Raw genomic sequence first — 25,399 nt, 5'->3', positions numbered from 1 at the left:
ATCAGCTCCTGAGGCCCAGTTCCTTGACGGCCCGCTCCTGGTCGGAGACGTGCTTGAGCACCACGCCGAGGGTGCGCGCCACCGCGGCCTCGTCCAGCTCGTCCAGCCCGAGGGCCAGCAGCGTGCGGGCCCAGTCGACGGTCTCGGCGATCGAGGGGGCCTTCTTGACCTCCAGCGCGCGCAGCGTCCCGACCGTGCGCACCAGCTGCTCGGCCAGCGCGGCCTCGATCCCCGGCACCTGCGCGAGCACGATGTCGCGCTCGCGCTCGGGGCCGGGGTAGTTCAGGTGCAGGTAGAGGCAGCGCCGCTTGAGCGCCTCCGACAGCTCCCGCGCCGCGTTCGAGGTGATCAGCACGAACGGCTTGCGGACCGCGCTGATGGTGCCCAGCTCGGGGATCGTGACCTGGAAGTCCGACAGCACCTCCAGCAGCAGCCCCTCCACCTCGACGTCGGCCTTGTCGGCCTCGTCGATCAGCAGCACGGTGGGGTGGGTCCGCCGGATGGCCGCCAGCAGCGGCCGTTCCAGCAGGAACTCCTCGGAGAAGATGTCGTCGTGGGTCTGCTCCCAGGCCCGGTCCTCGCGGGCCGCCTGGATCGCCAGCAGCTGCTTCTTGTAGTTGAACTCGTACAGCGCGCGGGCCTCGTCCAAGCCCTCGTAGCACTGCAGCCGGATCAGCTCGGAGCCGGTGGCGGTGGCGACGGCCTTGGCCAGCTCGGTCTTGCCGACCCCGGCGGGGCCCTCCACCAGCAGCGGCTTGCCGAGCGCCTGGGCGAGGAACACCGTCGTCGCGATCGCCTCGTCCGCCAGGTAGTCCACCTCGGCGAGCCGGCGGTCGACATCGGCGGGCGAGGCGAAGGACGCCGCGGTGTCCGGTTCGATCCCTTGAACGGTCATCCCTTGGCCTTCGTGTAGGTCTGGTTGGTGCCGGCGAACAGCATCTTGGTGCCGCCGTCGGTCAGGGTGGCGCCCCAGTACGAGGCGCTCTGGGGGTCACCGCCCTGCCAGGAGAAACGGAACTTGCCCTTGCCCTCGGGAATGACCTTGCCGTTCCAGAGCGCCTGGCCGCCCTTCATCCAGGCCCCGGTGCCGTCGGCCTTGAACTCGAAGTGGTCGCCGTTGGGGCCCGTCCAGCGTCCGACCAGCGCCTTGACCTGGGCGGCCTGCACCTTGGGCACCGCGGGCATCTTGGACGCGCCGGGCGCCGGGGTGCCGAGGGGCACCGAAGGGACGGCGATGGGCGGGGACGAGGACGCGCCCGCCTTCGCCGGTTCCTCACCGCCGCCGCAGCCGGCGACGGTCAGCGCCAGCGCTGACGCGAGCGCCGCGCAGCCCAAGACGGCACGGGCATGGGGGGCGGCCGAACGGGCGCGAGCTCTCACGTGGGTCCTCCGGGATCGCGATGGGACGAAGTCGGCATTTTAGCCAGCCCATGCCCACCGGCCGGCCCTGCCGTGCGGGACCGCGGCGGGCCTGGTATGCCCGCCGCGGTCCGCCTCGCCTACTTGCCCGGCTCGGGGTCGCGGGGCAGGCCCAGCAACCGCTCGCCGATGATGTTCAGCTGCACCTCGGTGGTACCGCCGTAGATCGTCATCGCCCGGCTGAACAGCATCGCCCGGGCCACGATGCCGCTGCGCGTCATCGGCACCTCGGTCGCGGCCTCGACGCCCTGGGCCGCCCAGCAGTAGTCGGCGACGTCCTGGTTGAACTGCACGCCGAGCAGCTTGCGGACGCTGGCCTCGGCGCCCGGCTCCACGCCGGTCAGCTGCTTGAGCGTCGTCCGCAGGCCCAGCAGGTCGATCGACTGGCCCTGCGCGATCAGCAGGCCCACCTCGGCCTCGGCGATCGGGTCCAGCTCCTCGCCCGCGAGGAACTTCAGCAGCTCCGGTACGCCCATGCCCATGCCGCCGCCGGTCGACAGCGACACCCGCTCGTTGCTGAGCGTGTTGCGGGCGACCTGCCAGCCCTTGTCGACCTCGCCGACGACCTGGTCGTCCGGGACGAACACCTCGTCCAGGAAGACCTCGTTGAACAGCGCCTCACCGGTCAGCTCCCGCAGCGGGCGCACGTCCACGCCGGGGGCCTTCATGTCGACCAGGAAGTAGCTGATGCCGTCGTGCTTGGCCGCGTCCGGGTCGGTCCGGGCCAGGCAGAAGCCCCACTGCGCGTGCTGGGCCACCGACGTCCAGATCTTCTGGCCGGTCAGCTTCCAGCCGCCCTCGACCCGCTCGGCCCGCATCGACAGCGAGGCCAGGTCGGAGCCGGCGCCCGGCTCGCTGAACAGCTGGCACCAGATCAGCTCGCCGCGCAGGGTCGGGCGCAGGAAGCGCTCCTTCTGCTCGTCCGAGCCGTACGCGACCAGCGAGGGCACCAGCCAGGCACCGATCACCAGGTTGGGCGCCTTGACGCCGGCGGCCTTCAGCTCCTGCTGGATCAGGACCTGCTCGACCGGGTCGGCGCCGCGGCCCCAGGGCTCGGGCAGGTGCGGCACGGTCCAACCCGCGTCGCCCATCGTGCGGTTCAGCTCGCCCTTGTCCTTGATGGCGGCCAGCTCGGCGATCTGGGCGCGGACGCGCTCGCGTACCGGCTGCGCGTCCAGCTCCAGCTCCAGCTCGACCTCGCGGCGGCCGCCGGCCAGCGCGAGCCCGGCCACCTCGGCCGCGTAGTGCTTGGCCGGACCGGCCATCGCCCGCAGCGTCAGCGCGCGGCGCAGGTAGATGTGGGCGTCGTGCTCCCACGTGAAGCCGATGCCGCCCAGGATCTGGATGGCGTCGCGTGCCGAGCGCGCCCCGGCGTCGAGGGCGATCACGCCGGCGACCGCGGTGGCGAACGGGGCGTCCTCGGCCCCGTCGTCCAGCGCGCGGGCGGCGTCCCAGACGGCGGCGCGCGCCTGCTCCTGCGCGATCAGCATCCGGGCGGCCTTGTGCTTGACGCCCTGGAACTGGCCGATCGGGCGGCCGAACTGCTCGCGCACCTTGGCGTACTCGGCGGCGGTGGTCACGCACCAGGAGGTGATGCCGGCCGCCTCGGCGCCCAGCAGCGTGGCGGCCAGGCCGATGACCTGGCCGTCGGTGAGCCCGTCCAGCACGCGGTCGGCGGCCACCGGGACGCCGGTGAGCTCCACCTTGGCGACCCGGCGGACCCGGTCGAGGCTGGCGGCGATCGGGGTCACGGCCGCCTCGGTCGCGTCGACGGCCAGCCACTCGCGGCCACCGCCCTCGACCGACACCGGCAGCACCAGCACGTCGGCGAGCGCGCCGCCCAGCACCGGCTCCGCGGTACCGGTGACGACGAGGGTGTCGCCGTCCCGGCGGGCGGTGAACTCGCCGGACCCCAGCAGCGCGCCGGTCACCGACCCGTCACCGAGGCCGGGCAGCAGCGCGGCGCGCGCCTTGGCGTTGCTGGAGGCGTGCACCGCCGCGCTGGCCAGCACGGTCGGCAGGAACGGGCCGGGCGCGGCGGCCCGGCCCAGCTCCTCAAGGACGACCGCCAGCTCCAGCAGGCCGTAGCCCTGCCCGCCGTGCTCCTCGTCCAGATGCAGCCCGAGCAGCCCCTGCTCGGCCAGGGCCGACCAGAACTCCGGCCTGGTCTCCTCGCCGGCGTCCAGCGCCGCCCGTACGACCGCGGCCGTGATGTTGCGCTCGGCGAACCCGCGCACCGATTCGGCGAGTGCCTCATGCTCTTCGGTCAGCCCGATGGCCATGCGTCACCTTCTCTCAGCCCATTAGTGATCCTGATTCTAGAACAGGATTCGGGTCCGATGGGCAGGTGAGCTTCGTCTCAGCCCAAAGTTCCGCGCGACCTTCTCACACCTCGCGTGACTCCAGTGCGTCCGGGTCACTCGCGGCACCCTGGCCGGCGTCCGGGCCGGCCTTCTCCGGGACGGCTTCGGAAGCCTTCGCGGAACCGGCCGCCCCGGCCGCTTCGGCCGCGGCCCGTGCGGGGGCACGGCGGCGGTCGGCGGCCAGGCTGGCGAGCGTGGTGGCCACCAGCGTTCCGGCGATCACCGCCAGGGACAGCCAGATCGGGACGTCGGGCGCCCAGTCGACGCCGTACTCGTGCATCGCGTGCAGGATCAGCTTCACGCCGATGAAGCCCAGGATGAAGGCCAGCCCGTGGCTGAGGTAGACCAGCCGGTCGGCGAGCCCGCCCAGCAGGAAGTACAGCTGCACCAGGCCCATCAGGGCGAACGCGTTGGCGGTGAAGACCAGGTAGGGCTCGGTGGTGAGGCCGAAGATCGCCGGGATCGAGTCGATCGCGAACATCACGTCGGTGGAGCCGATCGCGATGATGACCACGAACAGCGGGGTGAACACCCGGCGCCCGTTGCGGCGCGTGACGACCTTGTTGCCCTCGTACTCGTCGCTGGTCGGCAGCACCCGCCGCACCCAGCGCAGCAGGAAGTTCTCCTTGACGTCCTCGTCCTCGCCCGCGGTGCGGATCAGCCCGATCGCGGTCCAGATGAGGAAGACACCGAAGATGATGAACACCCAGGTGAAGGCGTTCAGGGCGGCGGCGCCCGCCGCGATGAACAGGCCGCGCAGCACCAGCGCGATCACGATCCCGGCCATCAGCACGGTGTGCTGGGCGTGCTTGGGCACCGCGAACCGCGCCAGGATCACCATGAAGACGAACAGGTTGTCGACGCTCAGGCTCTTCTCGGTGACGAAGCCGCCGAAGTACTGCGCGGCGTACTCACCGCCCGAGAACGCCCACACGCCCAGCCCGAAGGCGACGGCGAGGCCGATGTAGACCATGGACCAGAACGCGGCCCGGCGGGTGGTGAACTCCCGCGTGTCCCCTCGGTGGATCACGAAGAGGTCGGCGGCGATGATGGCGAGGATCCCGAGCAGGGTGAGACCCCACACCAGGGGTGAGACGTGCAAAACATACCTCCGGCGGGCATGGCTTAGCGCCGGAGGTCTCTCCCGCCCTGCTGATACGGAACGGGCCGAAGGCCCCGGGCCGGTATGGACCGACCGTGCTGACGAGACCAACGCGCGGGGATACTCCCCTCCATTACCTCCTCAAACGCCGCAGCCGACCCGCGCGTTCCAAGATCTCGCCTTTTTTCTGAACGGGCTCGAACCGGAACCGCGTGGGAGGCGTCTAAGACCCGACCACCTCCCACGCGCAAGCCGCCCTCAGCCGGGCGGTGCCCGGCAGGGGGCGGGTCCGTCAGATGGTGAGCCCGAGGTAGATCCCCGCCAGCTGGTCGACCGCGTCCGACTCGACGGGCAGCACCCGGGAGCGCTCCGCCGCCGCCGCGCCGAGCCGTACCGCCAGGGCCGAGTCGTCCAGCACGCGGCTCACGGCCCGTTCCAGCGCCTCGGGGTCGGCGGGCGGGACGAGCAGCGCCGCCTCCGTCCCCGTCTCCGGCGCGCCCGTGCGGTCGGCGCCGACCATCCGCGGGATCCCGCCGACCCGCGTGGCGACCAGCGGCCGCCCGGTGCGCAGGATCTCCTGGACGATCAGCGGCTGCCCCTCCCACACGCTCGGGACCACGGTCACGTCGGCCGCCGCCAGCAGCGCCGGGACGTCCCCGCGCCCGCCCAGCAGCCGTACCGGCAGGTCCTCGGCCTCGATCCGGCCGCGCAGCATGGCTTCGAGGGGTCCGCTGCCGACGATCGCGACCAGCGGCGGCGGGGTGCGCCGCGCCCAGCCCCGGGACGCCTCCAGCAGCGTCGGCAGGCCCTTCTGGTCGGCCAGCCGGCCGACGGTGAGGATCAGCGGGCGCTCCCCCACGCCCAGCTCGGCGCGCAGTTCCGACCGCGCGGCCGGGTCCGGCTGCGCCTTCGGTACGGGCGCCGGCACCAGCGCATGCCCGACCGAGCGGGCGCCGAGCTCGCGCATCCGCTGCTCCAGGTCGGGCGAGACACCGAGGACCTCGTCGGCGCCGAGGGCGACGACCCGTTCCAGCGCGGCGTACGCCACGGCCGTCTTGCCGCCCGCGATCACCGCGTTGTGCAGCGTGACGACCAGCGGGGGCCCGCCGCGCCCGAGCCGCAGCGGGCCCGGGGCGACCCGCGCGCACGCGGCCGCCGCCAGACCGCCCGCCCGCAGCCCGTGCGCGTGCACCACGTCGGCGCCACGCAGCAGCGTGCGCAGCCGGCCGACCGCCTTGGCGTCGCTCATCGGGCGCGGCCGGTCGGCCAGGTCCACCGCCGCGAACCGGACGCCCTGGCGCGCGAACCTGAACGTCTTCTCGGTCTCGGGCGGCCCGCAGACCACCACCCGCGCCCCCCGCCCGGCCAGCCCGAACGCGACGGACCGCACATGCCGGCCCACCCCGCCCGCGCTGGTGCCCAGGACCAGCGCGACCCGCAGCCCGTCCAGCTTGGCCACGTCACCCGTCAGGTGCCCCGCCGCGTCACCTACCGCGTGCCCGGCAGCGTCTCGTTCCGTCATTTGCGCGCGACCTTCCTGCTCAGGACGGCCCGCAGATCCCGGCCGTCGATCACCAACGCGAACGCCGCGAACACGGCCGCGGCGACAACGGCGGCGAGTGCGGCGATCCCGATGTTCAGCACCTGTCCTCCTGTACCGAGGGCGGCCGCGACGGCGTTGCCCGCGGCCCCTCCGGCCACTCCCCCCGCCAGCCCGGCCGCCAGCGCGCGCGGTACGCCCCGTACCGCCGCCCGGCCCCGGGCCCTGACCACGACGCCCAGCAGCAGCGCCCCCGCCACGGTCATGCCGATGGCGTTGCCCAGGCCCAGCGCCGCCACCACCCACTGCCGGTCGACCGTGAGCACCAGGATCACGTCCGCCACCATCACCAGCACCCAGCCGGCGACGACGGCGGCCGCCCCCATCCTCCCGCGATGGCAGGCGAACAGCACCCGCGACAGGTGGGCGATCAGTCCGTACCCGATGAGGCCCGGCGCGAAGGCGAGCACCGCCCGGCTCAGCACCTCCTGCTGATCGGGCTGCCCGGGGTTGAAGACCGCGGCGGCCGGGACCGCCACCGCGGCCAGCACGGCGGCGCCCGCGCACGACACCAGGATCACCGCGCGGGTGGTAGAGGCGGTGATCCGGTCGAACTCCGCCACCTCGTCCATCCGCGCCGACAGCATCGGGAACGCGCTGGTCGCGATGGGCACCGCGAGGATCGCCCACGGCAGCAGGTAGATCGCCCAGGCGTACTGGTAGTTGGCCAGCGCGCCGCCGGTGCCCTCATAGCTCAGCCGTACGACCAGCAGCGCCGACAGTTGCTGCGCCACCACCGTCGCCAGCCCCGCGGCGGCGAGCCGCCGCACCTTGGGCGCCACCCCCTCGGGAAAGCGCAGCGTGGGCCGCAGCCCGAGGCGCAGCCGCCAGGCGGCGATGCCCGCCGTCACCGCCATCGCGACGCCGCCGAGCGCGGTCCCGATCGACAGCGTCAGCTCCGCCGACAGCGGCAGGCCCGCCAGATCGTTCTCGTACCCCCGGCCGAGCGGCGCGTAGACGAGGTAGGCGCCGATCACCACCAGGCTCGACATCAGCGGCGCCAGCGCCGGGGCGACGAACCGGCGGTGCGACTGCAGCAGCCCGTACAGGACCACCGCCACCCCGTACATCACCATCTGCGGCGCCATGATCGCCATCATGTCGCCGCCCACCGACACGATCCCCGACCGCGAGCAGCCCTGCAGGTCGCCGCCCACCAGCAGCTCCATCAGCGGCCGCGAGAGCAGCGCCATCAGCGCCGACAGCGGCACCATCAGCAGCACGATCCAGGTGAGCAGCGCCGAGGCGATCTGCCGCACCCGCTCCCGGTCGCCGCGCTCGGCCGGGCCCGCCAGCACCGGGACGACCATGCTGGCCAGCGCGCCGCCCGCGACGATCTCGTACACGATGCTGGGCAGCTGGGTCGCGGTGAAGTACGCCTGGCTGAGGCACGACGTGGTGACGGTCTGGGAGAACGCGAACGTCCGCCCGAACCCGGCCAGCCGCGACAGCACCGTGAGCACCCCGATGAGCACGGCGGCGCCCGCCAGCCCGCCGGCCAGGCGGCGCATGCTCGGTGTCACGCCCGCCCCCGGGAGGACGGCGGCGCGAAGGTCGGAGTCACGATCTGGAGCTCACCACTGGCGGTCGGGGCGGGTGCGGTCGGGGCGGGTCCCGGCGGGCCGGACGATTCCGGCCGGCCTGCCGGCCGCTCAGGTCTGCCGGCTCTGCTCCGCGGTGCGCCCGGCTGCGGTACGCCCGCGGGCACCCGGAGCGGGCGGGCTCAGGGGGCGGGGTCGGTGACCGGCGCGAAGCCGGGTTCGCCGGCGGCGTGGCCGAGGGGGTGGCCCGGCTGCGCGGGGACCGAGGCCGCCGTGCCCGGGGTGGCCGGAGGGCGGCGGCCCAGCATGTCGATCCGGTCGAGCACCGGCGTGTTCTTGATCACCTTGGTGAAGCTGACGAACTCGCTGGCGGCGTTGAGGCCCGCCAGACCGGCCAGCACCGCCAGCCGCGGGCCGCGTCCCAGCCGGGTCGCGGCCAGGCCCAGCAGCGCGCCCAGGGCGTTGGAGCCGGTGTCGCCGAGCATGGCGCGCTCGGCCAGGTCCTCGGGGAGCAGCGCGGTGGCGGCGCCCAGCGGGGCCGCGACGACCGCGGATCCGGACCGGGTCAGCGCCAGCGGCGCGCCGGTGATCAGCGCCACCTTGATCGCGCGGCCCGGCCGCAGGTCGAACAGGTTCATCAAGTTGGCGCCCGCGGCCACGATCGCGCCGTTGACCAGCGTGTCGAAGGCCCGTCCCGGACGGGTCGGGGCCGGCGAGCCGGCGATCGCGGCGGCGGCCAGGCCGGTCGCGCCGATGCCGAGGATCTTCACCGCGCCGCTGGTGACCTCGCCGCGTGCCAGCGCGCCCAGATGGCCCTTGAAGCCACGGGAGTCGGCCGATCCGGCCAGGTCGTCGTAGCCGCCGAGGACACCGGAACCGGCGCCCGCCAGCAGCGCGGCGGCGCGGGCGCGGCCGCCCAGCCCGGGGGCCAGCAGCACGCCGGCGGTGGCGCCCGCCACGAACGCGGGGCCCTCCAGCAGCGTGACGGCCTCGCCCCGGTGGTTGGTGCGGCCCCAGACCTCCTCGCCGGGCAGCCCGTTCACACCGGGCGGGCGGCGGCTCAGGGAGCGGTAGGCGGCGCGCGCCGCGATGGCGCCGAGCGCGGAGCCGGCCAGCAGCCGGCCCGTGCTGCGGGACGCCGTGGTCCGGAACACCGCCGAGGTCGGGGGCACCGTGGTCTGGGGCACCGTGGTCCGGAAGACCGTGGTCGGGGGCACCGTGGTCGGGGGCACCGTGGGTCCGTTCATGGGGGTCACCCGTTTCCTCCGGCGGCGGGGGGCGGCGGCGACGGCAGGTACCCGCTCACGCCCGAGCCCGTCCCGTAGTGCCCGACCTTGCCGCTCATCTCGTTCTGCAGCGCCAGCAGCGTCGCCACCTGCCCCGAGGCCGTGTCGACGGTGTCCTGCGAGGAGACCGACTTGTCGATGTCGGAGTCGCGCAGCGCGGCGACCAGCCCGCCCTCCTGGACGGCGGTCGACGGGCCGCCGAGCACGGTGCCGCTGTTGGCGCCGTCCAGCGCCGCGGCCAGCGACAGCAGCGCCTTGTTGTCGGTGTCCCCGCCCTCGGAGGCGTACGGGGAGGACGGTGCGATCATGACCGCGAGTGTCGCATGCTGGCCGGGCTTGCCGCTGGTGGTCACGTAGCCCGCCTGCCGGAAGCCGGCCAGGATCGAGGCGGCGGCACCGTCCTCGCGGCCCGTCTTGGCCGCGTCCTTGGTGACCAGCGCCGAGGCCAGCACCGCGCCGGCCTTGTCGTAGCTGCCTGCCCCCGACGGGAACGTCATGTCAGCGGGCTTGAGCTGGCCGGCCAGCTCGTCGACGGTACTGGTCTGGTCGTCGTCCAGGAACTTCTTCTGAATCGTCACCCGGCCGGTGACCGCGGCGCCCGCGTTCTTGGCCAGCTCGCTCAGCTGCTCGATGCTGGCGTTGCTCGCGCCGGGCGTCTCGACGAAGATCAGCGACTGGCCCTTGAGCCGGTCGGCGACGATCTGCGGGCCGAGCGTGCGGGCGAAGTTCTCGTCGCCCTCCACCTGGGTGCGCAGCTTGGTCCCCGTACGGCGGTGCTCCTCGTTGCTCTTGGCCAGCTGCGCGGTCTGCCGCTGCAGGCCCTTGGTCACCGACTGCGACAGCGTCGTGGAGCCGAGGATGATGCCCAGCGCCAGCGCCAGGAAGACCGCGACGATGGAGACGAGGTGGTATCGGAAATCGATCACGTGAAGAGTCCGGTCAGCCAGAAGAGGAAGGCGTGCCAGCGGTCGGCCAGCAGGGGACGGATGACGTCCCCGGCCGGTGACATGAACACGGCGGTGGTCATGGCGATGAAGGCGCCCAGCACCAGGAACAGCAGCGAGCCGGTGGAGATCCGGCTGCGGTAGAGCCGGCTCACGCCCTTGGCGTCCACGAGCTTGCTGCCCACCCGCAGCCGGGTCAGGAACGTGCTCGCCATCCCGGCCCGGCCCTTGTCGAGGAACTCCACCATGTTGGCGTGCGTGCCGACCGCGACGATGAGCGAGGCGCCCTTGTCGTCGGCGAGCAGCATCGCGATGTCCTCGCTGGTGGCGGTGGCCGGGAACACCACCGCGTCCTGGTCGAGCTCGTGCACCCGCTGTAGCCCGGGCGCCCGGCCGTCCCGGTAGGCGTGCACGACGATCTCGGCGCCGCAGGTGAGCGCGTCGTCGGAGACCGAGTCCATGTCGCCCACGATCATGTCCGGGCGGTAGCCGGCCTCCAGCAGCGCGTCCGCGCCGCCGTCCACGCCGATCAGCACCGGGCGGTACTCGCGGATGTACGGGCGAAGCGCGGCGATGTCCTCGCGGTAGTGGTAGCCGCGCACCACGATCAGCGCGTGCCGGCCCTCCAGGGCGGTGGCCACCTCGGGCACGCCGACGCCGTCGATGAGCAGGTCGCGCTCGCGCTTGACGTACTCCATCGTGTTGGCGACGAACGCCTCGAGCTGGTGCGCCAGGCCCGCCTTGGCCTCGACGAGGGACGCCTCGACCGTCTCGGTGGTCTGCAGGGTGCCCTTGGCGATCACTTCGTCGCCGCGGTGCACGACCGCGTCCTCCAGCCGGATCTGGTCGCCCTCGTCCAGCCGGCTGAAGATCTCCGGGCCGACGTCGTCGACCAGCGGGATGCCGGCCTCCACCAGGATCTGCGGGCCGAGGTTGGGATAGCGCCCCGAGATGCTGGGCGCGACGTTGACCACGCCGCCCACCTCGCAGGACACCAGCGCCTCGGCGCTCACCCGGTCGAGGTCGACATGGTCGATCACGGCGATCTCGCCGGGCTGCAGCCGCTTGGTCAGGTTCTTGGTCCTGCGGTCGAGGCGCACCGTGGCGCTCACCCCGGCACGGCCCTCGTCGCGGCCACGGCGCAGCGGAAGGACGCGCCGCGGCAGCCTCTGCGAGAGCCGGACGCGCCGCTCGGTGGTCGGAGTCGGGTCGTTCATCGTTTCCCGGCGACGGAGACTGAGGCGCCCATTGCGAAGAACAACCCTTCTCATCTTGACCAACTGCTAGATTACATGCTGTCAGTGATAACCAAGCTGACGGTGTTCGAGACCAACCTCGCCGCCGGGCCGGTGGAGAGGTGAAACGCCTGCGGAGGCGGTGCAAGTCCCGCTGAGAGTTCTGCTTTCAGTGGGCGGCTGCCTGTGAAACAGGAAACCCGGTGGGTGACCACCGGCCTCTCCACAAGGAGAGCAGGCCAACAACTGCCATCCTGCCAGAACGCGAGAGCAGACACGCCCCAAGCCATACAGTGGGCGTGTCTGCTCTCGCGTTCTGGCTCAGCGCTCCTCGGCGGCCAGTTCCAGAAGCTCTTCGGCGTGGGCGCGGCCGAGTTCGGAGTCCTCCAGGCCGGCCAGCATCCGCGACAGCTCGCGCACCCGGCCCTCCCTGTCGAGCGCCGTCACGCCGCTGCGGGTGACGGTGCCGTCGTCGGACTTCTCCACCAGCAGATGCTGGTCGGCGAACGCCGCCACCTGCGGAAGATGGGTGACGACAATCACCTGGGCGTTGCGCGCCAGCCGGGCCAGCCGGCGCCCGATCTCGACCGCGGCCTTGCCGCCCACGCCCGCGTCGACCTCGTCGAACACGAACGTCGGGACCGGGTCGGCGCCCGCGAACACCACCTCGATCGCCAGCATCACGCGCGACAGCTCACCGCCCGAGGCGCCCTTGTGCAGGGGCAGCGGCGACGATCCGGGATGCGGCGCGAGCCGTACCTCCACCTCGTCGGCGCCGTGCGGGCCGTACTCGCCGGTCGGGTTGACCATCACGTGGATGCGGGCGTGCGGCATCGCCAGCGCGGTCAGCTCGGCCGTGACGGCGGCCGAGAAGCGCTCGGCGGCGGCGGTGCGCACCGACGTCAGCTCGGCCGCCTCGGCCTCCAGGCGCCCGGCCAGCTCGGCCTGCTCGGCGGCCAGCCCCTCGATCCGGTCGTCGTCGCCCTCCAGCTCGGTCAGCCGCTCGGCCGACCGCCCGGACCACTCCAGGACCTCGTCCAGCGTCGGCCCGTACTTGCGGGTCAGGCCGATCAGCTCGGCGCGCCGCTCCTGGACGGCCGCCAGCCGCGCCGGGTCGGCGTCGACCGACTCGGCGTAGGCGGCCAGGTCGGTGCCCACGTCGGAGACCAGGTAGCCGGCCTCGGCGAGCCGGTCGGCCAGCCCGGCCAGCTCGGGGTCGTGGTCGCGTACGGCGTCGAGCGCGTTGCGGGCCGTGCCCAGCAGGGTCACCACGTTGGCCGCCTCGAACGCGGCGGACGGGTCGCCCAGCAGCGACTCGTGCGCGGAGTCGGCGGCGCCGCGCAGCGCGTCGGCGTGCCCGAGCCGCTCCTCCTCGGCCGCCAGCTCGGCGTCCTCGCCCGGCTTGGGATCGACCTTCTCGATCTCCTCCAGGCCGAAGCGCAGCATCTCGGCCTCCTGGGCGCGCTCGCGCGCCCGGGTGGTCAGCTCCACCAGCAGCGCGGAGACCTGGCGGTGCCGCTCGTACGCCGCGGTGTAGGCGCGCAGCGGCTTGAGCAGCGCGTTGCCGGCGTACCGGTCGAGCGCGCCGCGCTGCCGGCCGGCCTGCAGCAGCCGCTGCTGGTCGGACTGCCCGTGCACGGCCACCAGGTCGTCGGCCAGATTGATCAGCAGGCTCACCGGCACCGAGCGGCCGCCCAGATGCGCCCGCGAGCGTCCCTCGGCCGACACCGAGCGGGTGATCAGCAGCACGCCGTCGTCCAGCTCGCCGCCGGCCTCCTCCACCCGCTCGACCACCCGGCCGCCCGGATCGAGCACGATCCGGCCCTCCACGGTGGCGCGGTCGGCGCCCGGCCGGACCCGCTGCGGGTCGGCGCGGCCGCCGAACAGCAGGCCCAGGCTGGTGACCACCATGGTCTTTCCCGCCCCGGTCTCACCGGTGACGACGTTGAAGCCCGGCGACAGCTCCAGCACGGCCTCGTCGATCACACCGAGGCCCTGGATCCGCACCTCATCGACCATCGGACGCACCAGCGTCACAACCCCTCGCAAAACAGATCCCGGTTTCAGCGCCTCGCTGGTGAGATTACCGTCCCGGCCCGATCCCGGCCTCCCCGGCGGGCTCGGGACCGCCCGTACCGCAGGCATCGTCGCTGGTCACCTCGCTCGTACGGGTCCTGCTCACCTCGCGGCCCGCCGGGCCGTCCTCGAGCGGGCCGTCGCCGGCCGGCCCGGGGGGCACCGCCGCCGCGGCCGCGGCCTGCCGGGCCCGGCCTCGCCAGCCGGTGACCGGCAGCCCGAACTTGGTCACCAGCCGGTCGGTGAACGGGGTCAGATGCAGCCGCGCGAGCCGTACCGGATCGGCGCCGCGCCGTACCTCGACCCGCGCGCCGGGCGGCAGGGCGATGGTGCGGCGGCCGTCGCACCACAGGACGGCCCGGGCCGTGCCGGGCTGTACCTCGATCGCGACCGTGGACTGGGGCGAGACCACCAGCGGGCGGGAGAACAGCGCGTGCGCGCTGATCGGCACCACCAGCATCGCCTCGACCTCCGGCCACACCACCGGGCCGCCGGCGGAGAACGCGTACGCCGTGGAGCCGGTCGGGGTGGCGCACACCACACCGTCGCAGCCCCAGTTGGACAGCGGGCGGCCGTCGATCTCGGCGACGACCTCCAGCATCCGCTCGCGCTCGGCCTTCTCGACGCTGGCCTCGTTGAGCGCCCAGGTCGTCCCGTCGACGCCGCCGTTGCGGCGCACCACGACATCGATCGTCATCCGCTCCTCGACGTCGTAGCGGCGGGTGACGACCCGGTCGACGGTCGCGGCGAGGTCATCCCGCTCGGCCTCGGCCAGGAAGCCGACATGCCCGAGGTTGACGCCGAGCAGCGGCGTGCCCACCGGGCGGGCCAGATCGGCCGCCCGCAGCAGCGTGCCGTCGCCGCCGAGGACCATCACCACCTCGGCGTCCTCGGCCGCCGCCCCGGTGCCCGGGCGCACGTCCACGCCCGCGCAGCCGATGTCGGCGGCCTCGCTCTCGAGCACCCGTACCGAGATGCCCGCCGCACTGAGCCGGTCGATCACCAGCTGCGCGCTGCGCACCGCCTCGGGCCGTCCCGTGTGCGTGACGACCAGTACCGATCTCTCACCCATGGGCACGCTCCGACACCGCTTCCGCGTTCGCTTCCAGTGTGACTTCCACGCCCGCTACTACGTCCGGGCGGCCCGCAGGGATCACTGGGGTCCCTCCGCCACGGCCCTGGCCAGGTCGGCCTCGTCGAGCCGCGGCGCACCCGCCCGCAGCCACAGGAAGTACTCCACGTTGCCCGCCGGGCCCGGCAGCGGGCTCGCCGTCACGCCCAGCGCTCCCAGGCCCAGCGTCCACGCGTGCGCGGCCACCCCCCGTACCGCGTCGGCGCGCAGCTCGGGATCGCGGACGACGCCGCCCGCACCGACGAGCTCCTTGCCGACCTCGAACTGCGGCTTGACCATGATCGCGTAGTCGGTGCCGGGGGCGACGCAGCGCCGCAGCGGCTCCAGGACCAGGCGGAGTGAGATGAACGACAGATCGCCCACGACCAGGTCGGGGGCGGGCGCCTCGGGCTGCCCGAGCAGCTCGGGCGTGAGGTCGCGGACGTTGACCCGCTCCAGGACGCTCACCCGGTCGTCGGTGCGCAGCGACCAGGCGATCTGGGCGCGCCCCACGTCGACCGCGTAGACCCGCGAGGCGCCCGCGCGCAGCAGCACGTCGGTGAACCCGCCGGTGGAGGCGCCCGCGTCCAGGCAGACGCGGCCGGCCACCTTCAGGTCGCCGAAGGCCTCCAGCGCGCCGGCCAGCTTGTGGCCGCCGCGCGAGACGTACTCGGGCCCGGCGTCCCCGGTCGCGACCAGGATCGCCGCGCCGGTCTCCACCTGCGTCGCGGCCTTGCCCGCGACCTGCCCGCCGACCTTGACCCGGCCGTCGGCGATCAGGTCGGAGGCGTGCTCGCGCGAACGGGCCAGCCCGCGCCGGACCAGCTCGGCGTCCAGCCGCCGGCGGCTCATGGCCACGATCCCGGACGCGGCCCCTGGGGCCAGGGCCCGGGCCTCGGCGGCCCGGGAGCCGCTTGGGCTCCGGCGGGCGCTTGGGGCGGGGCGGCGGGTGCGGGCTCGTCCTGGTCGGCGGAGACCAGCAGCTCCTGCAGCCGCTGGTGGATCCCCTCGAAGACCGGCACGTGGCCGGACACCGGCACGCCGCCCAGCTCGCCCAGCCGGGCCAGCACCGCGTCGATCCGCGGATCGCCGGTCGGCTCGGGGCCGGGCGGGACCGGCGCTGGCGCCGGCGCGCGCGGAACCGGCGCCTCCGCCGGGTCGTGCGCGGCCTCGTCGGACATCACGTCTCCCTCCAAGCGGGCCACCGATCGCCCGCCGCGAGTCGCACGGGCCCAGTCAGAACGCTACCGTCCCATCACGACATCGTCGTCGATCGAAGGGGGAACGGCCTGACCATGGCCAACGAGGAGGAGTGCCGAGCCGCGCTCGACCGGATCGCCGAGCGCCTGGCGGCGGTCGACGCCGACCGGCTCGCCGAGCACGTCGTGGAACGGACGATCAGCTGCCGGATCCCCGATCTGCGGGTGGCCTACGCGTCCCGGCTGCACGCGGGCGGGCTGGACCCGTTCGAGCCCACCGGGGACGCGGGAGGCGCCCAGGTCCGCCTCACGGTGAACAGCGACGACCTGGTCGCGCTGGCCGCCGACGAGATGAACCCGGCCAAGGCGTGGGCGACCGGCCGTCTCAAGATCGACGCGAGCATCTTCGACCTGCTCCGCCTGCGCAAGCTGCTCTAGCCCGCCCGGCCCACGCTCACGGCCGTGCCCGGTACGGGCGGGGCAGGCGCAGCCCGCGCTCGGCCATGACGGCACGGAGCCGGTCGGGGTGGTCGGTGATGATCCCGTCCACGCCGTCGTCGATGAGCTTGTTCATGGTCGGCTCGTCATCGACGGTCCAGGGGATCACCTTGAGCCCCATCCGGTGCGCGCGCCGGACCATGTCCCCGGTCACGTACGGCCGGTAGCCGGGGTCGGTGACCTTGCCGTTCTGCGGGAAGCCGTGCACGGGCGAGAACGCACCGGCTCCGAACGACTTGACCGCCCTCAGCGGGTCCCCACCGAAGTCGTCGATGTCGATCCCGCCCAGCCACGGCGACCGGCCCGGCTGCCCGGTCTGCAGGAAGTCGTGATTGGTGAGCGCTACGAGCGGAAGTCTCGGCTCGACCTCGCGCATCCGCATCAGGGCGCCCCAGTCGAAGCTCTGGATCGTCACCTGACGCCGCATGCGCGCGCGGCGCACCTCCTTGGCGGTGACCTGGACGAACTGCTCACGCGGCGCCGTCTCGTGGGGTGCTCCGGCTTCCACCTTGGTCTCGATGTTGAGCTTGACCCCGTACGCGCGGTAGCGGTGCACCAGCGTGAACACTTCGCGCAGCAGGGGCATCTTCGCCCCGGGTACGGCGCGCTGCTCCGGGAACTCCGCCAGTGTCCGCGATCCGCAGTCCATCGTGCGGACCTGCTTGAAGGACAACGTGTTGATGTACTTGCCGACGTAGGGGTATTCGGGGTCGCCGGCCACGGCGGGAGCGGTGTCCCGGCACTTGCGGTCGCTGATGCGGCGGTCATGGGTGACGACCGCGTGCCCGTCCTCGGTGATCTGCACGTCCAGTTCCAGCGTGCTGACCCCGAGTCGCAGCGCGTTGGCGAACGCCGGAACCGTACTTTCCACGACCAATCCCAGGCCGCCCCGGTGAGCCTGCAGATCGAAATCCTCGCCCTTGGCCTTGTCCTTGGCCAAAGCGGGATCCGTCAGGGCCGAAGAACCCATCGCGACCAACCCGGCACTCAGCACTCCCACCAGCATCGAACGCCTCACGGCATACCCCTCCCAAGGTGAATTCAGGAGAGGTAACCATCCGCCCGTGACCGCCGGGGGAACGTGATGCGGCCGTTGGGCCAAGTCCCGCCGGGCCGGTCAGGTGAGGGCGAGGCGCTGGAGTGCTCCCTCGAGTGCCTTCGCCGGCGGAACGGTGTCGTCCCGCCATGCGGCGGCGGCCAGTGCGCGCAGTCCGTCGTAGGGGTCGCCCTCGCCCGTGAGTTCGACCCGGTCGTCGTCCCAACGGGCGGTCCAGCCTTCGCACTCGTAGCCGACCCCGTCGGCGTGTACTCCGGGATGCGGCGCGAGCAGCCCCGTCAGGTCAGGGGCGATGTAGGTGGGGCGGTGGTGGAACGGGGCGGTGAGAGCCGTCATCGGGTCCGTCACGCCTGTGAAGACCAGCAGGCTGTCGGCGCCCCCGTTGTAGGCGCCTTCGATGTCGGTGTCGAGCCGGTCGCCTACGACGAGGGGACGCTGTGCCTCCGTACGGAGGATCGACTCGTGATGCAGGGGCCGTTCGGGCTTGCCGGTGATGATGGGCTCCACACCGGTGGCGGCGCTGATGACCTTGAGCAGCGACCCGTTGCCGGGCTTGGGCGGGCCGCCCCCACCGGGAATCGTGAGATCGCCGTTGGAGCCGACGAACAGGGCCCCGTTCCGTACGGCCGACGCCCCCTCGGCCAGCAGCCCGTAGGACAGGCCCGGGTCGTACCCCTGGGCGACTGCCGCCGGCCGTTCCGCAGCGGTGGACACGGGCTTCAAGCCCCTCGCGTAGAGGGCCTGCCGCAATCCCATGCCTCCCACGACGAGTACGCTCGCGCCCGCTGGAAGCCTGTCGGCCAGGAGGCGCGCGGCGGCCTGCGCGGACGTGACGACGTCGTCCGCCGCCGCGGGGACGCCCACGTCCGTGAGCAGCGCCGCGACGGCGGAGGGCGTACGGGAGGCGTTGTTGGTCACAAAGGCGAGCCGCTGCCCGGCCGCGCGGGCCTTGGCGAGCGATTCGGCCGCCGCCGGCACCGGCCGGTGGCCGATGTAGACGACCCCATCGAGATCGAGCAGAGCGACGTCGTAGGCCTCGCACAACGGCCGATCACAGCTTTTCATCGCCGCCATCGTACGAGAGCGTCACTTGCGGGCCTCCAGGGTGGCCCGCGCATGCCGCAGGGCCTTGGCATAGTCCCTGTTCTCGGGCTGCATGGCCACCGCGAGGGCCAGTGGCTCCACCGCCCCCCGGAAGTCCCCCAGACGGCTCAGCGAGAGCCCCAGGCCGAACAGGGCGTAGTCCTCGGCCGGATCCGTCTCGACGATGTAGCGGAAGTTCTCGGCCGCCTCCTGGAAGCTCCGTGCGCCGAACTGCGCGCGCGCCAGCGCCTCCCGGATGGACCGTGATGACGGCTCCGCCTCGGCCGCCCGTACCAGAAGCTGTGCGGCGGCGGCCGCGCTCCCGGACTTCAGCAGTTCAAGGCCCCGCGTGTACCACTCGTAGACCCCGCCGTCCGGGCCGGCGGGGCCGGGATGGGCGCCGCCGGGGGAATCGTCCGACCGTCCTGATCCTTGAACATCCATATGGACCTCCCTCGGACCCCGATCACTTGGACCGTACCCGCCCGCCGTTCACTCACCCGTCGCTCAATAGCATGCCCACGGTGAAGGCCGATTTCCCGTCCGGGCTCGGACCGGAGGAGTTCAGCGCCTGGATCTTCGGGACCACCGGGCCGCGATCGCGCGCCGGGCTGGAGCTGGCGCCGTTCCGCGGCGTCCGCTTCGCCCCGCGCATCGACCCGGCGGAGGTCACCAGCCCCCCGTACGACCTGCTGGACCGCGACCAGGTCGAACGACTGAAGGCGCGCGGCGGCCACAACATCGTCCGGCTCACCCTGCCGGAGGACTACGGCGGCGCCGCCGCCACGCTTGGCCGTTGGCTCGCCGACGGCTCGCTCGTCACCGATCCCACGCCGGCCCTGTACCTGTACGAGACCGACGGCCAGCGCGGCCTGATCGGCGCCCTGGGGCTGCGCGCCGAGGCCGATGGCGTGGTCCTGCCCCACGAGAACGTCTATCCGGGCCCGGTCCGCGACCGGTTCGCCCTGATGGAGGCCACCCGCGCCAACCTGGAGCCGATCTTCCTCGTCTACGAGGGCGGCGGCGACACGGCCGCGATCATCGACACGACCGCCGCGCTCCCGCCGCTGATGGAGTTCCGCGCCGGCGATCAGCTCCATCGGCTCTGGCGCGTCGACGATCCCGCTCTGCACGCCCGGATCGCGGAAGACCTGCGCCCCCGCCAGGCGCTCATCGCCGACGGGCACCACCGCTACGCCACGTACAGGGCCCTGCAGGCCCGCCACGGGCCGGGCCCCTGGGACTACGGCCTCGCCCTCCTGGTCGACTCCACGCGCTATCCGCCCCATCTGGGCGCCATCCACCGGGTACTCCCCGGCCTTCCCCCTGAGACCGCCCTGGAGCAGGCGCGGGAGGCGTTCCGAACGACCCGCCTCCCGTTCCCGCAAGCCATCGCGGCCCTCAAGGACGCCGGAGGCCCCGCGTTCCTGCTGGCGACCGGCGAGGACCTGCATCTGCTCACCGATCCCGCGCCCGAACGCCTCGCACGGGCCCTGCCCACCGGCCACTCGCCACGCTGGCGCGCCCTGGACACCGCGATCCTGGACCACCTCCTGATCCGGGACATCTGGAAGATCCCCGAGGACGAGCACAGCGTCGAGGTCGTCCACGACGACCCCGTGGCCGCCATCGACCGGGCGCGCCGTACCGGCGGCACGGCAGTGATCCTCAACCCCCTCAAGGTCGAGGACGTCCTGGCCGTCGCCGCCGAGGGGGAACGGGTGCCCCGCAAGTCCACCTCGTTCGGCCCCAAACCCCGTACCGGCCTGGTCCTGCGCCGTCTGTGACGGCCTGTAGCCGTCCTCGGAAGATGGCGCGGTGCTTTGGAGATGGCGCCGTGCGAACCGTGGCCAACCCGGCCGGACCCGCGAGATGATCCTCCGATGGACACCACGATCACGCCACTCGGCGGGGACGTCTACGAGATCGACACGCGGATGGCGGGCTACGCGGGCATCACCGCGGGATACCTGATCCTGTCCGACCGGCCCTGCCTGGTGGAACCGGGAACCGCCGGTTCGGCGCCGGTCGTACGGCAGGCGCTGAGCGAGCTGGGCGTCGGCGCCGCGGATCTGGCGACGGTGGTCGTCACCCACATCCATCTCGATCACGCGGGCGGGGTCGGCGACATCGCCGAGATGTATCCCGAGGCGGAGGTGGTCGTGCACGAGAAGGGCGCACGGCACCTGGCGTCGCCGGAACGGCTGATGCGCAGTGCCCGGATGGTGTACGGGGACAGCCTCGACACACTGTTCGGGGAGCTGCGCCCCACGGACGCGGCACGGATCCGCGCGGTCGAGGACACCGGCGTGATCGACCTGGGCGGGGGGCGGCGCCTGGAGTCGTACTACTCCCCAGGGCACGCCAAGCACCATGTGGGGCTGATGGACTCCGGGACGGGAGACCTGTACGTAGGGGACGCCGCCGGCATCTACGTCCCGGAGACCAAGGACGTACGGCCGGCGACGCCTCCCCCGGACTTCGACCTCGAGACGGCCTTGGCGTCGCTGCGCAAGTTCCAGGACCTGGGGCCGCAGCGTCTGCTGTTCGCCCACTACGGCCCGGTCGTCGAAGTGAGCGACACGCTGGAGCGGTCCGCGGAGGAACTGCGGATCTGGGTGGACGCGGTGAGCGACGCCAAGGACGAGGGCCTCGACCTGGACCATGCGGTGGAGATGGTCCGCGAGCGTACGAACGAGCGCTACGCGGTCACGCGCAAGGGCGGCGACCCTGAACTGGCCGCCAAGTACGAGGTGCTCAACAGCACCGAGAGCAACGTCGCGGGCATCATGCACGCCTTGAACCGGCACGCATGATGCCCACCCATCGCTGGAATCGCCGCTGACGCCCCGTCAGCGGCGGAAGGGGCCCGTCACCTCGTACGTGTAGCCATCGGTGCCCGCGATGAAGCCGCTCTTGCCTCGCTGGGAGGAGAAGTACAGCCGGCTTCCATCCGGCGAGAACGCGGGACCGGTGATCTCCGAGTCGTCATGCCCGTTGAGTCGCAGGAACGGCGCGACGGTGCCCTCGGGCGTGATCAGGTTGATCTCCATGTCGTCGCCGTCCTCGGCGACGTACAGATCGCCCGAGGAGGTACCCGTGATGTTGTCGACGCCCGAGAGCGGGGGCTCTCCTCCGGTGACGAGGTCGTCGTCGTAGGTCAGGTCGAGCCGTCCGGCAGCGGCGTCGTACGACCAGACGCGCTGGTCGCCCTTGGTGGTGAAGTAGCAGATGCCGCCCGCGTAGTAGCAGCCCTCACCGCCGTCGAACCGCATGGCTCCCGCCACCTGGTCGCGGGGCGCGGTGGTCCAGATCCGGGGGTTCGGCACCTTGGCCCAGCTCACGGGGCCGACGTCCGACCCGACCAGGACCTCCAGGGTGCCCGCGGACAGGTCGCCCCAGGTGCTGGGCCGGAAACGGTAGAAGCAACCGTCCGACTGGTCCTCGGTGAGGTAGACGACCTGGCGTTCGGGGTCACAGGCCGCGGCCTCGTGCTTGAACCGCCCCATGGCGGGACGGGGCTTCGCCGACTTGCCGCCCTGCGGGTACGTCTCGTACACGAGCCCGAAGTCGTGCTCCTCGCACGACAGCCAGGTGTCCCAGGGCGTCGCCCCTCCCGCGCAGTTGAGGGTCGTTCCGTTCAGGATCCGGTACGCGGACGCCACAGTGCCGTCCGCGCCGAAACGGACCGCGGAGACGCCTCCCACCAGGGGGACCTCGGAGTTGCTGACGTAGATCCAGCCATCACCGTCACGGAAGCACGCACCGCCGTCCGGGGCCGCATGCCAGGTGTGACGCGTACCGGCCACCCGCTGCATGGAGCGGGCCAGGATCCGGCCGGTGAAGCCCTGCGGAAGCTGGAGTCCGTTGGCGTCGGCGGCCAGCAGCGCGCCGTACGGGCCGGGCCCCGGCTGCGCGGGCCCGGCGAACGCCTGGTGCCACAAAGCGCCCGAGAAGGCGGTGGTGCCACCGGCGATCGCCGTGGCGCGCAGGAACATGCGTCGGTTCAGGGGGGTGGGCATGACGCTCCTCACGAGAACAAGATCGTGGAGGAGTCGATCACGACCGGATGACTCCCCCACCCCCCGAACGACACGATCTCGTGAATATCGGGCGAACCGCCCCGCCCGTCAAGCCCGCGAGGGATCTGTCAGCCGGACGGGGGCCCTTCCTCGTCCGGCTCGTCGGCCGCCTGCGGCTCCAGGAAGACCGCAGGCGCCTCCGGAACCTCCGGGGCGGGCACGTCCCGTACAGGCTCCTCAGCCGCCCCTGAGGGCGTCTCTGGAGCCGTCTCGGGCTCGGCCGGAGCCGCCATGAACGCGATCGCCGTCGGATCGGACGGCTCCGCGGGCACGGATGCCTCCGGAACGCCGCCGGACTCGTCCTGCGGCTCCGGCTCGGGCCGCGGCTCCGCCGCCACGACTTCGGCCTGAGCCTCATCGCCGGCATCGGCCTCGTCCTCGGTCTCGGCCTCGCCGCCGATCACCTCGTCCTCGTCGTCCTCGTCGTCCTCGTCGTCCTCGTCGTCCTCGTCGTCCTCGTCGTCCTCGTCGTCCTCGTCGTCCTCGTCGTCCTCGGCCAGTGGCGCCGACGCCTCGCCGGCGGACTCGGCCTGACGGTCCTGGCCCGGCTCGAGCGTTCCGGCCGACTCATCGTCCTCGGTGTCGACGATCTCCAGGCCCTCAAGCTCGGCGTACCGCTCGGCCGCGTCGGTCTCCCCGTCGCGGTCGGCGGCCGACGCCCTGGCGAACCACTCCGCCGCCTCGCTCTCGCGCTGCGCTTCGGCGAGCGCGTCGGCGTACGCGTACAGGAGCCGCGCCGACCAGGGCCGGAGCCTGCGGTCCCGCAACTCCGGTATCTGAAGGGTCACCACGGCCGCCTCGTACTGGCCGAGGTCACGCCGCGCCCCGGACTCGACGATGCGCAGCTCGATGTGGCCAGCCTGATCCAGCTTCTTCGCCTCGGGCGCCTTGACCAGGTCGAGCGCACGCTCGGGACGTCCCAGGCCACGCTCGCAGTCCGCCATGATCGGCAGATACGCATCCTCGGCGCTGCTCAGGCGCCGCGCCGCACGCAGCTCGGCGAGGGCCTCGGACCACTCCCCCGCGTGGTACGCGGCGAAGCCCGCCGCCTCCCGTACCAGCCCGACCCGCGACGCCAGCCGGCGTGCCGCCTTGGCATGCAGGTACGCGGTCTCAGGCTCCTCCTCGGCGAGCCGCCCCGCCATCACGAGGTGCCGCGCGACCCGTAGAGCCAGGTCCTTGGGCAGCGAACGCAGCTCGGCGCGCGCGTCCAGGTCCAGCTCCTCGCCCGTCACATCGTCCGGCAGCACCGGATCGTTGTGCCTGGGCGCGGGCCGCTCCTCCGCGTAGTCCCGGCGATCGGAACGGTCGCGCGGCCCAGAGGGCCGCCCGGCACCGGCTTCCTGGGGCCGCTTCGAGTAACCGCCCGGCGACCTGTCACGGTCACCCGGACGTCCCCGGCCGCCCTCACGACGCGGCCCGGAGCCGCGCTCGGCGCCCGCCCCCGGCCGCCGCTGTCCCGGCCCGCCACGATCATCCTGACGCGGCCGGTCATCACGGCCACCCCGGTCATCCCGCTGAGGCCGATCGTCCCGCTTCGGCCGGTCATCGCGACCGAACCGCGCATCGCGCTGCGGACGGTCGTCCCGGCGCGGCCGATCATCACGCTGGGGACGGTCATCACGGCGCGGCCGGTCGTCACGACCCGAACGCGCGTCCCGCTGCGGACGATCATCACGAGGTCCACGAGCGTCACGAGCCGGACGATCATCACGGCGGAAGCGATCGTCTCGCTGCGGCCGGTCATCACGGCTCGGCCGGGCGTCTCGGGAACCCCGGTCATCCCGCGGCGGCCGGTCATCGCGTGCGAAGCGGGCATCCCGCTGCGGACGGTCATCACGGCTCGGCCGGGCGTCCCGAGAACCCCGGTCATCCCGCTGGGGCCGGTCATCGCGTCGGAAGCGGTCGTCCCGCTGGGGCCGGTCGTCACGACGCGGCCGGTCATCGCGCTGGGGCCGATCATGACGCTGCGGCCGATCGTCACGGGCGGCACGGTCGTCCCGACGCGGACGGTCATCCCGCGGCGGACGCGCGCGATCGTCCCTGCGAGGACCGCCATCGCGGTCCCGGGGAGGCCCGAACTTCCGGCCCTGGGAACCCGAAGAGGGCTTGCGCCCTTCCTGGGGACCGCCTGCTGGACGCGAGCCGCGAGGGCCACCCGGACGGGATGCTCCGCGCTCGCTCGAGCCGGCGCCGGTCGCACCCGGACCCCGCCGATCGTCGGAACGCTTGAAGGGCCGGTCCTGCCGCCGATCGTCCCGGTCGCCGGGACGCCCCTTGGCGCCACCACCGGTTCCGGGACGTCCCTTGGCGCCACCACCGGTACCGGGACGGCCTCCGCTGAACGGCCGGCCGCGGCCGCCGCTCCCCTGCGGTCGTCCGCCCTCGCCGGTACCGCCTTCAGAACGGCCACGGCCCCCCTGCGAGCCACCGCCCTTACGGAACCCCGCACCTCCGGAGCCACCGCGGGCATCGCCTCCGCGACGAGGGGGCGGCGTACCGCGCCCTCCGTCCTTGCCGCGCCGCTCGCGGCTGTCGTCGCTGCGGCCGTCCTCTTCCGCGCTCATCACGTCCGTCACTGTTCATTGTGGTTTCGTGGGCCTGCCCCACCCATTTTGGCAGGTCCTAGACACGCGTCGAGGGCCGCCCCAGAAACCGGGGCGACCCTCGACCAATATATATGTCCGGCGGTGTCCTACTCTCCCACACAGTCTCCCATGCAGTACCATCGGCGCTGAAGGGCTTAACTTCCGGGTTCGGGATGGGACCGGGTGTTTCCCCTTCGCCATGACCACCGAACGCT

Annotated in this window: 21 protein-coding genes, 1 rRNA gene and 1 pseudogene; 3 read left to right on the top strand and 20 right to left on the bottom strand. The window is 72.9% G+C overall.

Translation table 11 applies throughout. From position 1 onward, the window contains the following. Nucleotide 1: 1 nt before the first annotated feature. From ACH34Q_RS38815 to ACH34Q_RS38755, 13 genes and pseudogenes are all read right to left on the bottom strand, one after another. Nucleotides 2-895: an AAA family ATPase gene (locus tag ACH34Q_RS38815; protein ID WP_395988179.1), complete on the bottom strand. Its 894-nt coding sequence runs from the start codon at nucleotides 893-895 to the stop codon at nucleotides 2-4. Then, nucleotides 892-1,380 carry a hypothetical protein gene (locus ACH34Q_RS38810; protein ID WP_395988178.1) on the bottom strand — a complete coding sequence of 163 codons (489 nt, stop codon included), beginning with the start codon at nucleotides 1,378-1,380 and terminating at the stop codon, nucleotides 892-894. The genes ACH34Q_RS38815 and ACH34Q_RS38810 overlap by 4 nt, the downstream gene beginning before the upstream one ends. Before the next feature lie 119 nt (nucleotides 1,381-1,499). Then, entirely contained in the window at nucleotides 1,500-3,701 is a 2,202-nt protein-coding gene (locus tag ACH34Q_RS38805; protein ID WP_395988177.1) for an acyl-CoA dehydrogenase, read from the bottom strand. A gap of 103 nt (nucleotides 3,702-3,804) precedes the next feature. After that, nucleotides 3,805-4,884, bottom strand: a complete 1,080-nt coding sequence (locus tag ACH34Q_RS38800; protein ID WP_395988176.1) for a TerC family protein — start codon at nucleotides 4,882-4,884, stop codon at nucleotides 3,805-3,807. A gap of 292 nt (nucleotides 4,885-5,176) precedes the next feature. After that, entirely contained in the window at nucleotides 5,177-6,325 is a 1,149-nt protein-coding gene (locus ACH34Q_RS38795) for a glycosyltransferase family 4 protein (protein WP_395988250.1), read from the bottom strand. Nucleotides 6,326-6,402: 77 nt separating this feature from the next. Continuing rightward, the gene (murJ, locus tag ACH34Q_RS38790; protein ID WP_395988175.1) at nucleotides 6,403-8,007 is read right to left on the bottom strand and encodes a murein biosynthesis integral membrane protein MurJ; all 1,605 of its coding nucleotides are present in this window, start codon (nucleotides 8,005-8,007) and stop codon (nucleotides 6,403-6,405) included. A gap of 200 nt (nucleotides 8,008-8,207) precedes the next feature. After that, nucleotides 8,208-9,272, bottom strand: a complete 1,065-nt coding sequence (locus ACH34Q_RS38785) for a hypothetical protein (protein ID WP_395988174.1) — start codon at nucleotides 9,270-9,272, stop codon at nucleotides 8,208-8,210. Nucleotides 9,273-9,277: 5 nt separating this feature from the next. Then, the gene (locus ACH34Q_RS38780; RefSeq protein ID WP_395988173.1) at nucleotides 9,278-10,237 is read right to left on the bottom strand and encodes a copper transporter; all 960 of its coding nucleotides are present in this window, start codon (nucleotides 10,235-10,237) and stop codon (nucleotides 9,278-9,280) included. Beyond that, nucleotides 10,234-11,472: a putative cytokinetic ring protein SteA gene (gene steA, locus ACH34Q_RS38775; RefSeq protein ID WP_395988172.1), complete on the bottom strand. Its 1,239-nt coding sequence runs from the start codon at nucleotides 11,470-11,472 to the stop codon at nucleotides 10,234-10,236. Before steA ends, ACH34Q_RS38780 begins: the two co-directional genes overlap by 4 nt. A 339-nt stretch (nucleotides 11,473-11,811) precedes the next feature. Then, nucleotides 11,812-13,509, bottom strand: a complete 1,698-nt coding sequence (gene recN / locus ACH34Q_RS38770) for a DNA repair protein RecN (RefSeq protein WP_395988171.1) — start codon at nucleotides 13,507-13,509, stop codon at nucleotides 11,812-11,814. Between the two features lie 241 nt (nucleotides 13,510-13,750). Then, a pseudogene (locus ACH34Q_RS38765) lies at nucleotides 13,751-14,638 on the bottom strand (NAD kinase); the annotation flags it as partial. An 81-nt stretch (nucleotides 14,639-14,719) separates the two neighbouring features. After that, nucleotides 14,720-15,529 (bottom strand): TlyA family RNA methyltransferase, encoded by an 810-nt coding sequence (locus tag ACH34Q_RS38760; RefSeq protein WP_395988170.1) that lies wholly within the window; start codon nucleotides 15,527-15,529, stop codon nucleotides 14,720-14,722. Beyond that, nucleotides 15,526-15,858 carry a hypothetical protein gene (locus tag ACH34Q_RS38755; protein ID WP_395988169.1) on the bottom strand — a complete coding sequence of 111 codons (333 nt, stop codon included), beginning with the start codon at nucleotides 15,856-15,858 and terminating at the stop codon, nucleotides 15,526-15,528. Before ACH34Q_RS38755 ends, ACH34Q_RS38760 begins: the two co-directional genes overlap by 4 nt. Nucleotides 15,859-15,972: 114 nt before the next feature. Here ACH34Q_RS38755 and ACH34Q_RS38750 point away from each other — a divergent pair, with 114 nt between their 5' ends. Then, entirely contained in the window at nucleotides 15,973-16,314 is a 342-nt protein-coding gene (locus tag ACH34Q_RS38750; protein WP_395988168.1) for an SCP2 sterol-binding domain-containing protein, read from the top strand. A 16-nt stretch (nucleotides 16,315-16,330) separates the two neighbouring features. Here ACH34Q_RS38750 and ACH34Q_RS38745 read toward each other — a convergent pair whose 3' ends face one another. From ACH34Q_RS38745 to ACH34Q_RS38735, 3 genes are all read right to left on the bottom strand, one after another. Next, entirely contained in the window at nucleotides 16,331-17,392 is a 1,062-nt protein-coding gene (locus ACH34Q_RS38745) for a glycerophosphodiester phosphodiesterase family protein (protein WP_395988167.1), read from the bottom strand. Between the two features lie 99 nt (nucleotides 17,393-17,491). Further along, nucleotides 17,492-18,496, bottom strand: a complete 1,005-nt coding sequence (locus tag ACH34Q_RS38740) for an HAD-IIA family hydrolase (RefSeq protein WP_395988166.1) — start codon at nucleotides 18,494-18,496, stop codon at nucleotides 17,492-17,494. 21 nt (nucleotides 18,497-18,517) lie between these two features. Then, nucleotides 18,518-18,958: a tetratricopeptide repeat protein gene (locus ACH34Q_RS38735; RefSeq protein ID WP_395988165.1), complete on the bottom strand. Its 441-nt coding sequence runs from the start codon at nucleotides 18,956-18,958 to the stop codon at nucleotides 18,518-18,520. Between the two features lie 71 nt (nucleotides 18,959-19,029). On the opposite strand from ACH34Q_RS38735, the gene ACH34Q_RS38730 reads away from it, so the two are divergent. Then, on the top strand, nucleotides 19,030-20,301 hold the full coding sequence (locus ACH34Q_RS38730; RefSeq protein ID WP_395988164.1) for a DUF1015 family protein: 1,272 nt from the start codon (nucleotides 19,030-19,032) through the stop codon (nucleotides 20,299-20,301). Between the two features lie 96 nt (nucleotides 20,302-20,397). Then, complete coding sequence (locus ACH34Q_RS38725) at nucleotides 20,398-21,330, top strand: MBL fold metallo-hydrolase (RefSeq protein ID WP_395988163.1); 933 nt, start codon at nucleotides 20,398-20,400, stop codon at nucleotides 21,328-21,330. Nucleotides 21,331-21,366: 36 nt separating this feature from the next. Here the strand turns inward: ACH34Q_RS38725 and ACH34Q_RS38720 are convergent, their stop codons facing one another. The 4 genes from ACH34Q_RS38720 to rrf form a co-directional block, all read right to left on the bottom strand. Beyond that, complete coding sequence (locus ACH34Q_RS38720) at nucleotides 21,367-22,536, bottom strand: alkaline phosphatase PhoX (protein WP_395988162.1); 1,170 nt, start codon at nucleotides 22,534-22,536, stop codon at nucleotides 21,367-21,369. Between the two features lie 128 nt (nucleotides 22,537-22,664). After that, nucleotides 22,665-23,846, bottom strand: a complete 1,182-nt coding sequence (locus tag ACH34Q_RS38715) for a hypothetical protein (RefSeq protein WP_395988161.1) — start codon at nucleotides 23,844-23,846, stop codon at nucleotides 22,665-22,667. Then, on the bottom strand, nucleotides 23,828-24,655 hold the full coding sequence (locus ACH34Q_RS38710; RefSeq protein WP_395988160.1) for a hypothetical protein: 828 nt from the start codon (nucleotides 24,653-24,655) through the stop codon (nucleotides 23,828-23,830). The genes ACH34Q_RS38715 and ACH34Q_RS38710 overlap by 19 nt, the downstream gene beginning before the upstream one ends. A gap of 623 nt (nucleotides 24,656-25,278) precedes the next feature. Continuing rightward, nucleotides 25,279-25,395, bottom strand: a 5S ribosomal RNA gene (rrf, locus tag ACH34Q_RS38705). Nucleotides 25,396-25,399: the final 4 nt, after the last annotated feature.

This window comes from Actinomadura sp. 9N407, assembly GCF_044326315.1.
GTDB lineage: Bacteria > Actinomycetota > Actinomycetes > Streptosporangiales > Streptosporangiaceae > Spirillospora.
Note: the sequence above shows the minus strand (reverse complement) of the source record. Positions and strands in the feature narration are given on the sequence as shown.

Coding starts and splice junctions, on each gene's coding strand:
- ACH34Q_RS38805 (WP_395988177.1), bottom strand. CDS start 3,701: ATGGCCATCGGGCTGACCGAAGAGCATGAGGCACTCGCCGAATCGGTG.
- ACH34Q_RS38755 (WP_395988169.1), bottom strand. CDS start 15,858: ATGTCCGACGAGGCCGCGCACGACCCGGCGGAGGCGCCGGTTCCGCGC.
- recN (WP_395988171.1), bottom strand. CDS start 13,509: ATGGTCGATGAGGTGCGGATCCAGGGCCTCGGTGTGATCGACGAGGCC.
- ACH34Q_RS38725 (WP_395988163.1), top strand. CDS start 20,398: ATGGACACCACGATCACGCCACTCGGCGGGGACGTCTACGAGATCGAC.
- ACH34Q_RS38740 (WP_395988166.1), bottom strand. CDS start 18,496: ATGAAAAGCTGTGATCGGCCGTTGTGCGAGGCCTACGACGTCGCTCTG.
- ACH34Q_RS38735 (WP_395988165.1), bottom strand. CDS start 18,958: ATGGATGTTCAAGGATCAGGACGGTCGGACGATTCCCCCGGCGGCGCC.
- ACH34Q_RS38760 (WP_395988170.1), bottom strand. CDS start 15,529: ATGAGCCGCCGGCGGCTGGACGCCGAGCTGGTCCGGCGCGGGCTGGCC.
- steA (WP_395988172.1), bottom strand. CDS start 11,472: ATGAACGACCCGACTCCGACCACCGAGCGGCGCGTCCGGCTCTCGCAG.
- ACH34Q_RS38750 (WP_395988168.1), top strand. CDS start 15,973: ATGGCCAACGAGGAGGAGTGCCGAGCCGCGCTCGACCGGATCGCCGAG.
- ACH34Q_RS38710 (WP_395988160.1), bottom strand. CDS start 24,655: ATGGCGGTCCTCGCAGGGACGATCGCGCGCGTCCGCCGCGGGATGACC.
- ACH34Q_RS38815 (WP_395988179.1), bottom strand. CDS start 895: ATGACCGTTCAAGGGATCGAACCGGACACCGCGGCGTCCTTCGCCTCG.
- ACH34Q_RS38730 (WP_395988164.1), top strand. CDS start 19,030: ATGCCCACGGTGAAGGCCGATTTCCCGTCCGGGCTCGGACCGGAGGAG.
- ACH34Q_RS38785 (WP_395988174.1), bottom strand. CDS start 9,272: ATGAACGGACCCACGGTGCCCCCGACCACGGTGCCCCCGACCACGGTC.
- ACH34Q_RS38720 (WP_395988162.1), bottom strand. CDS start 22,536: ATGCCCACCCCCCTGAACCGACGCATGTTCCTGCGCGCCACGGCGATC.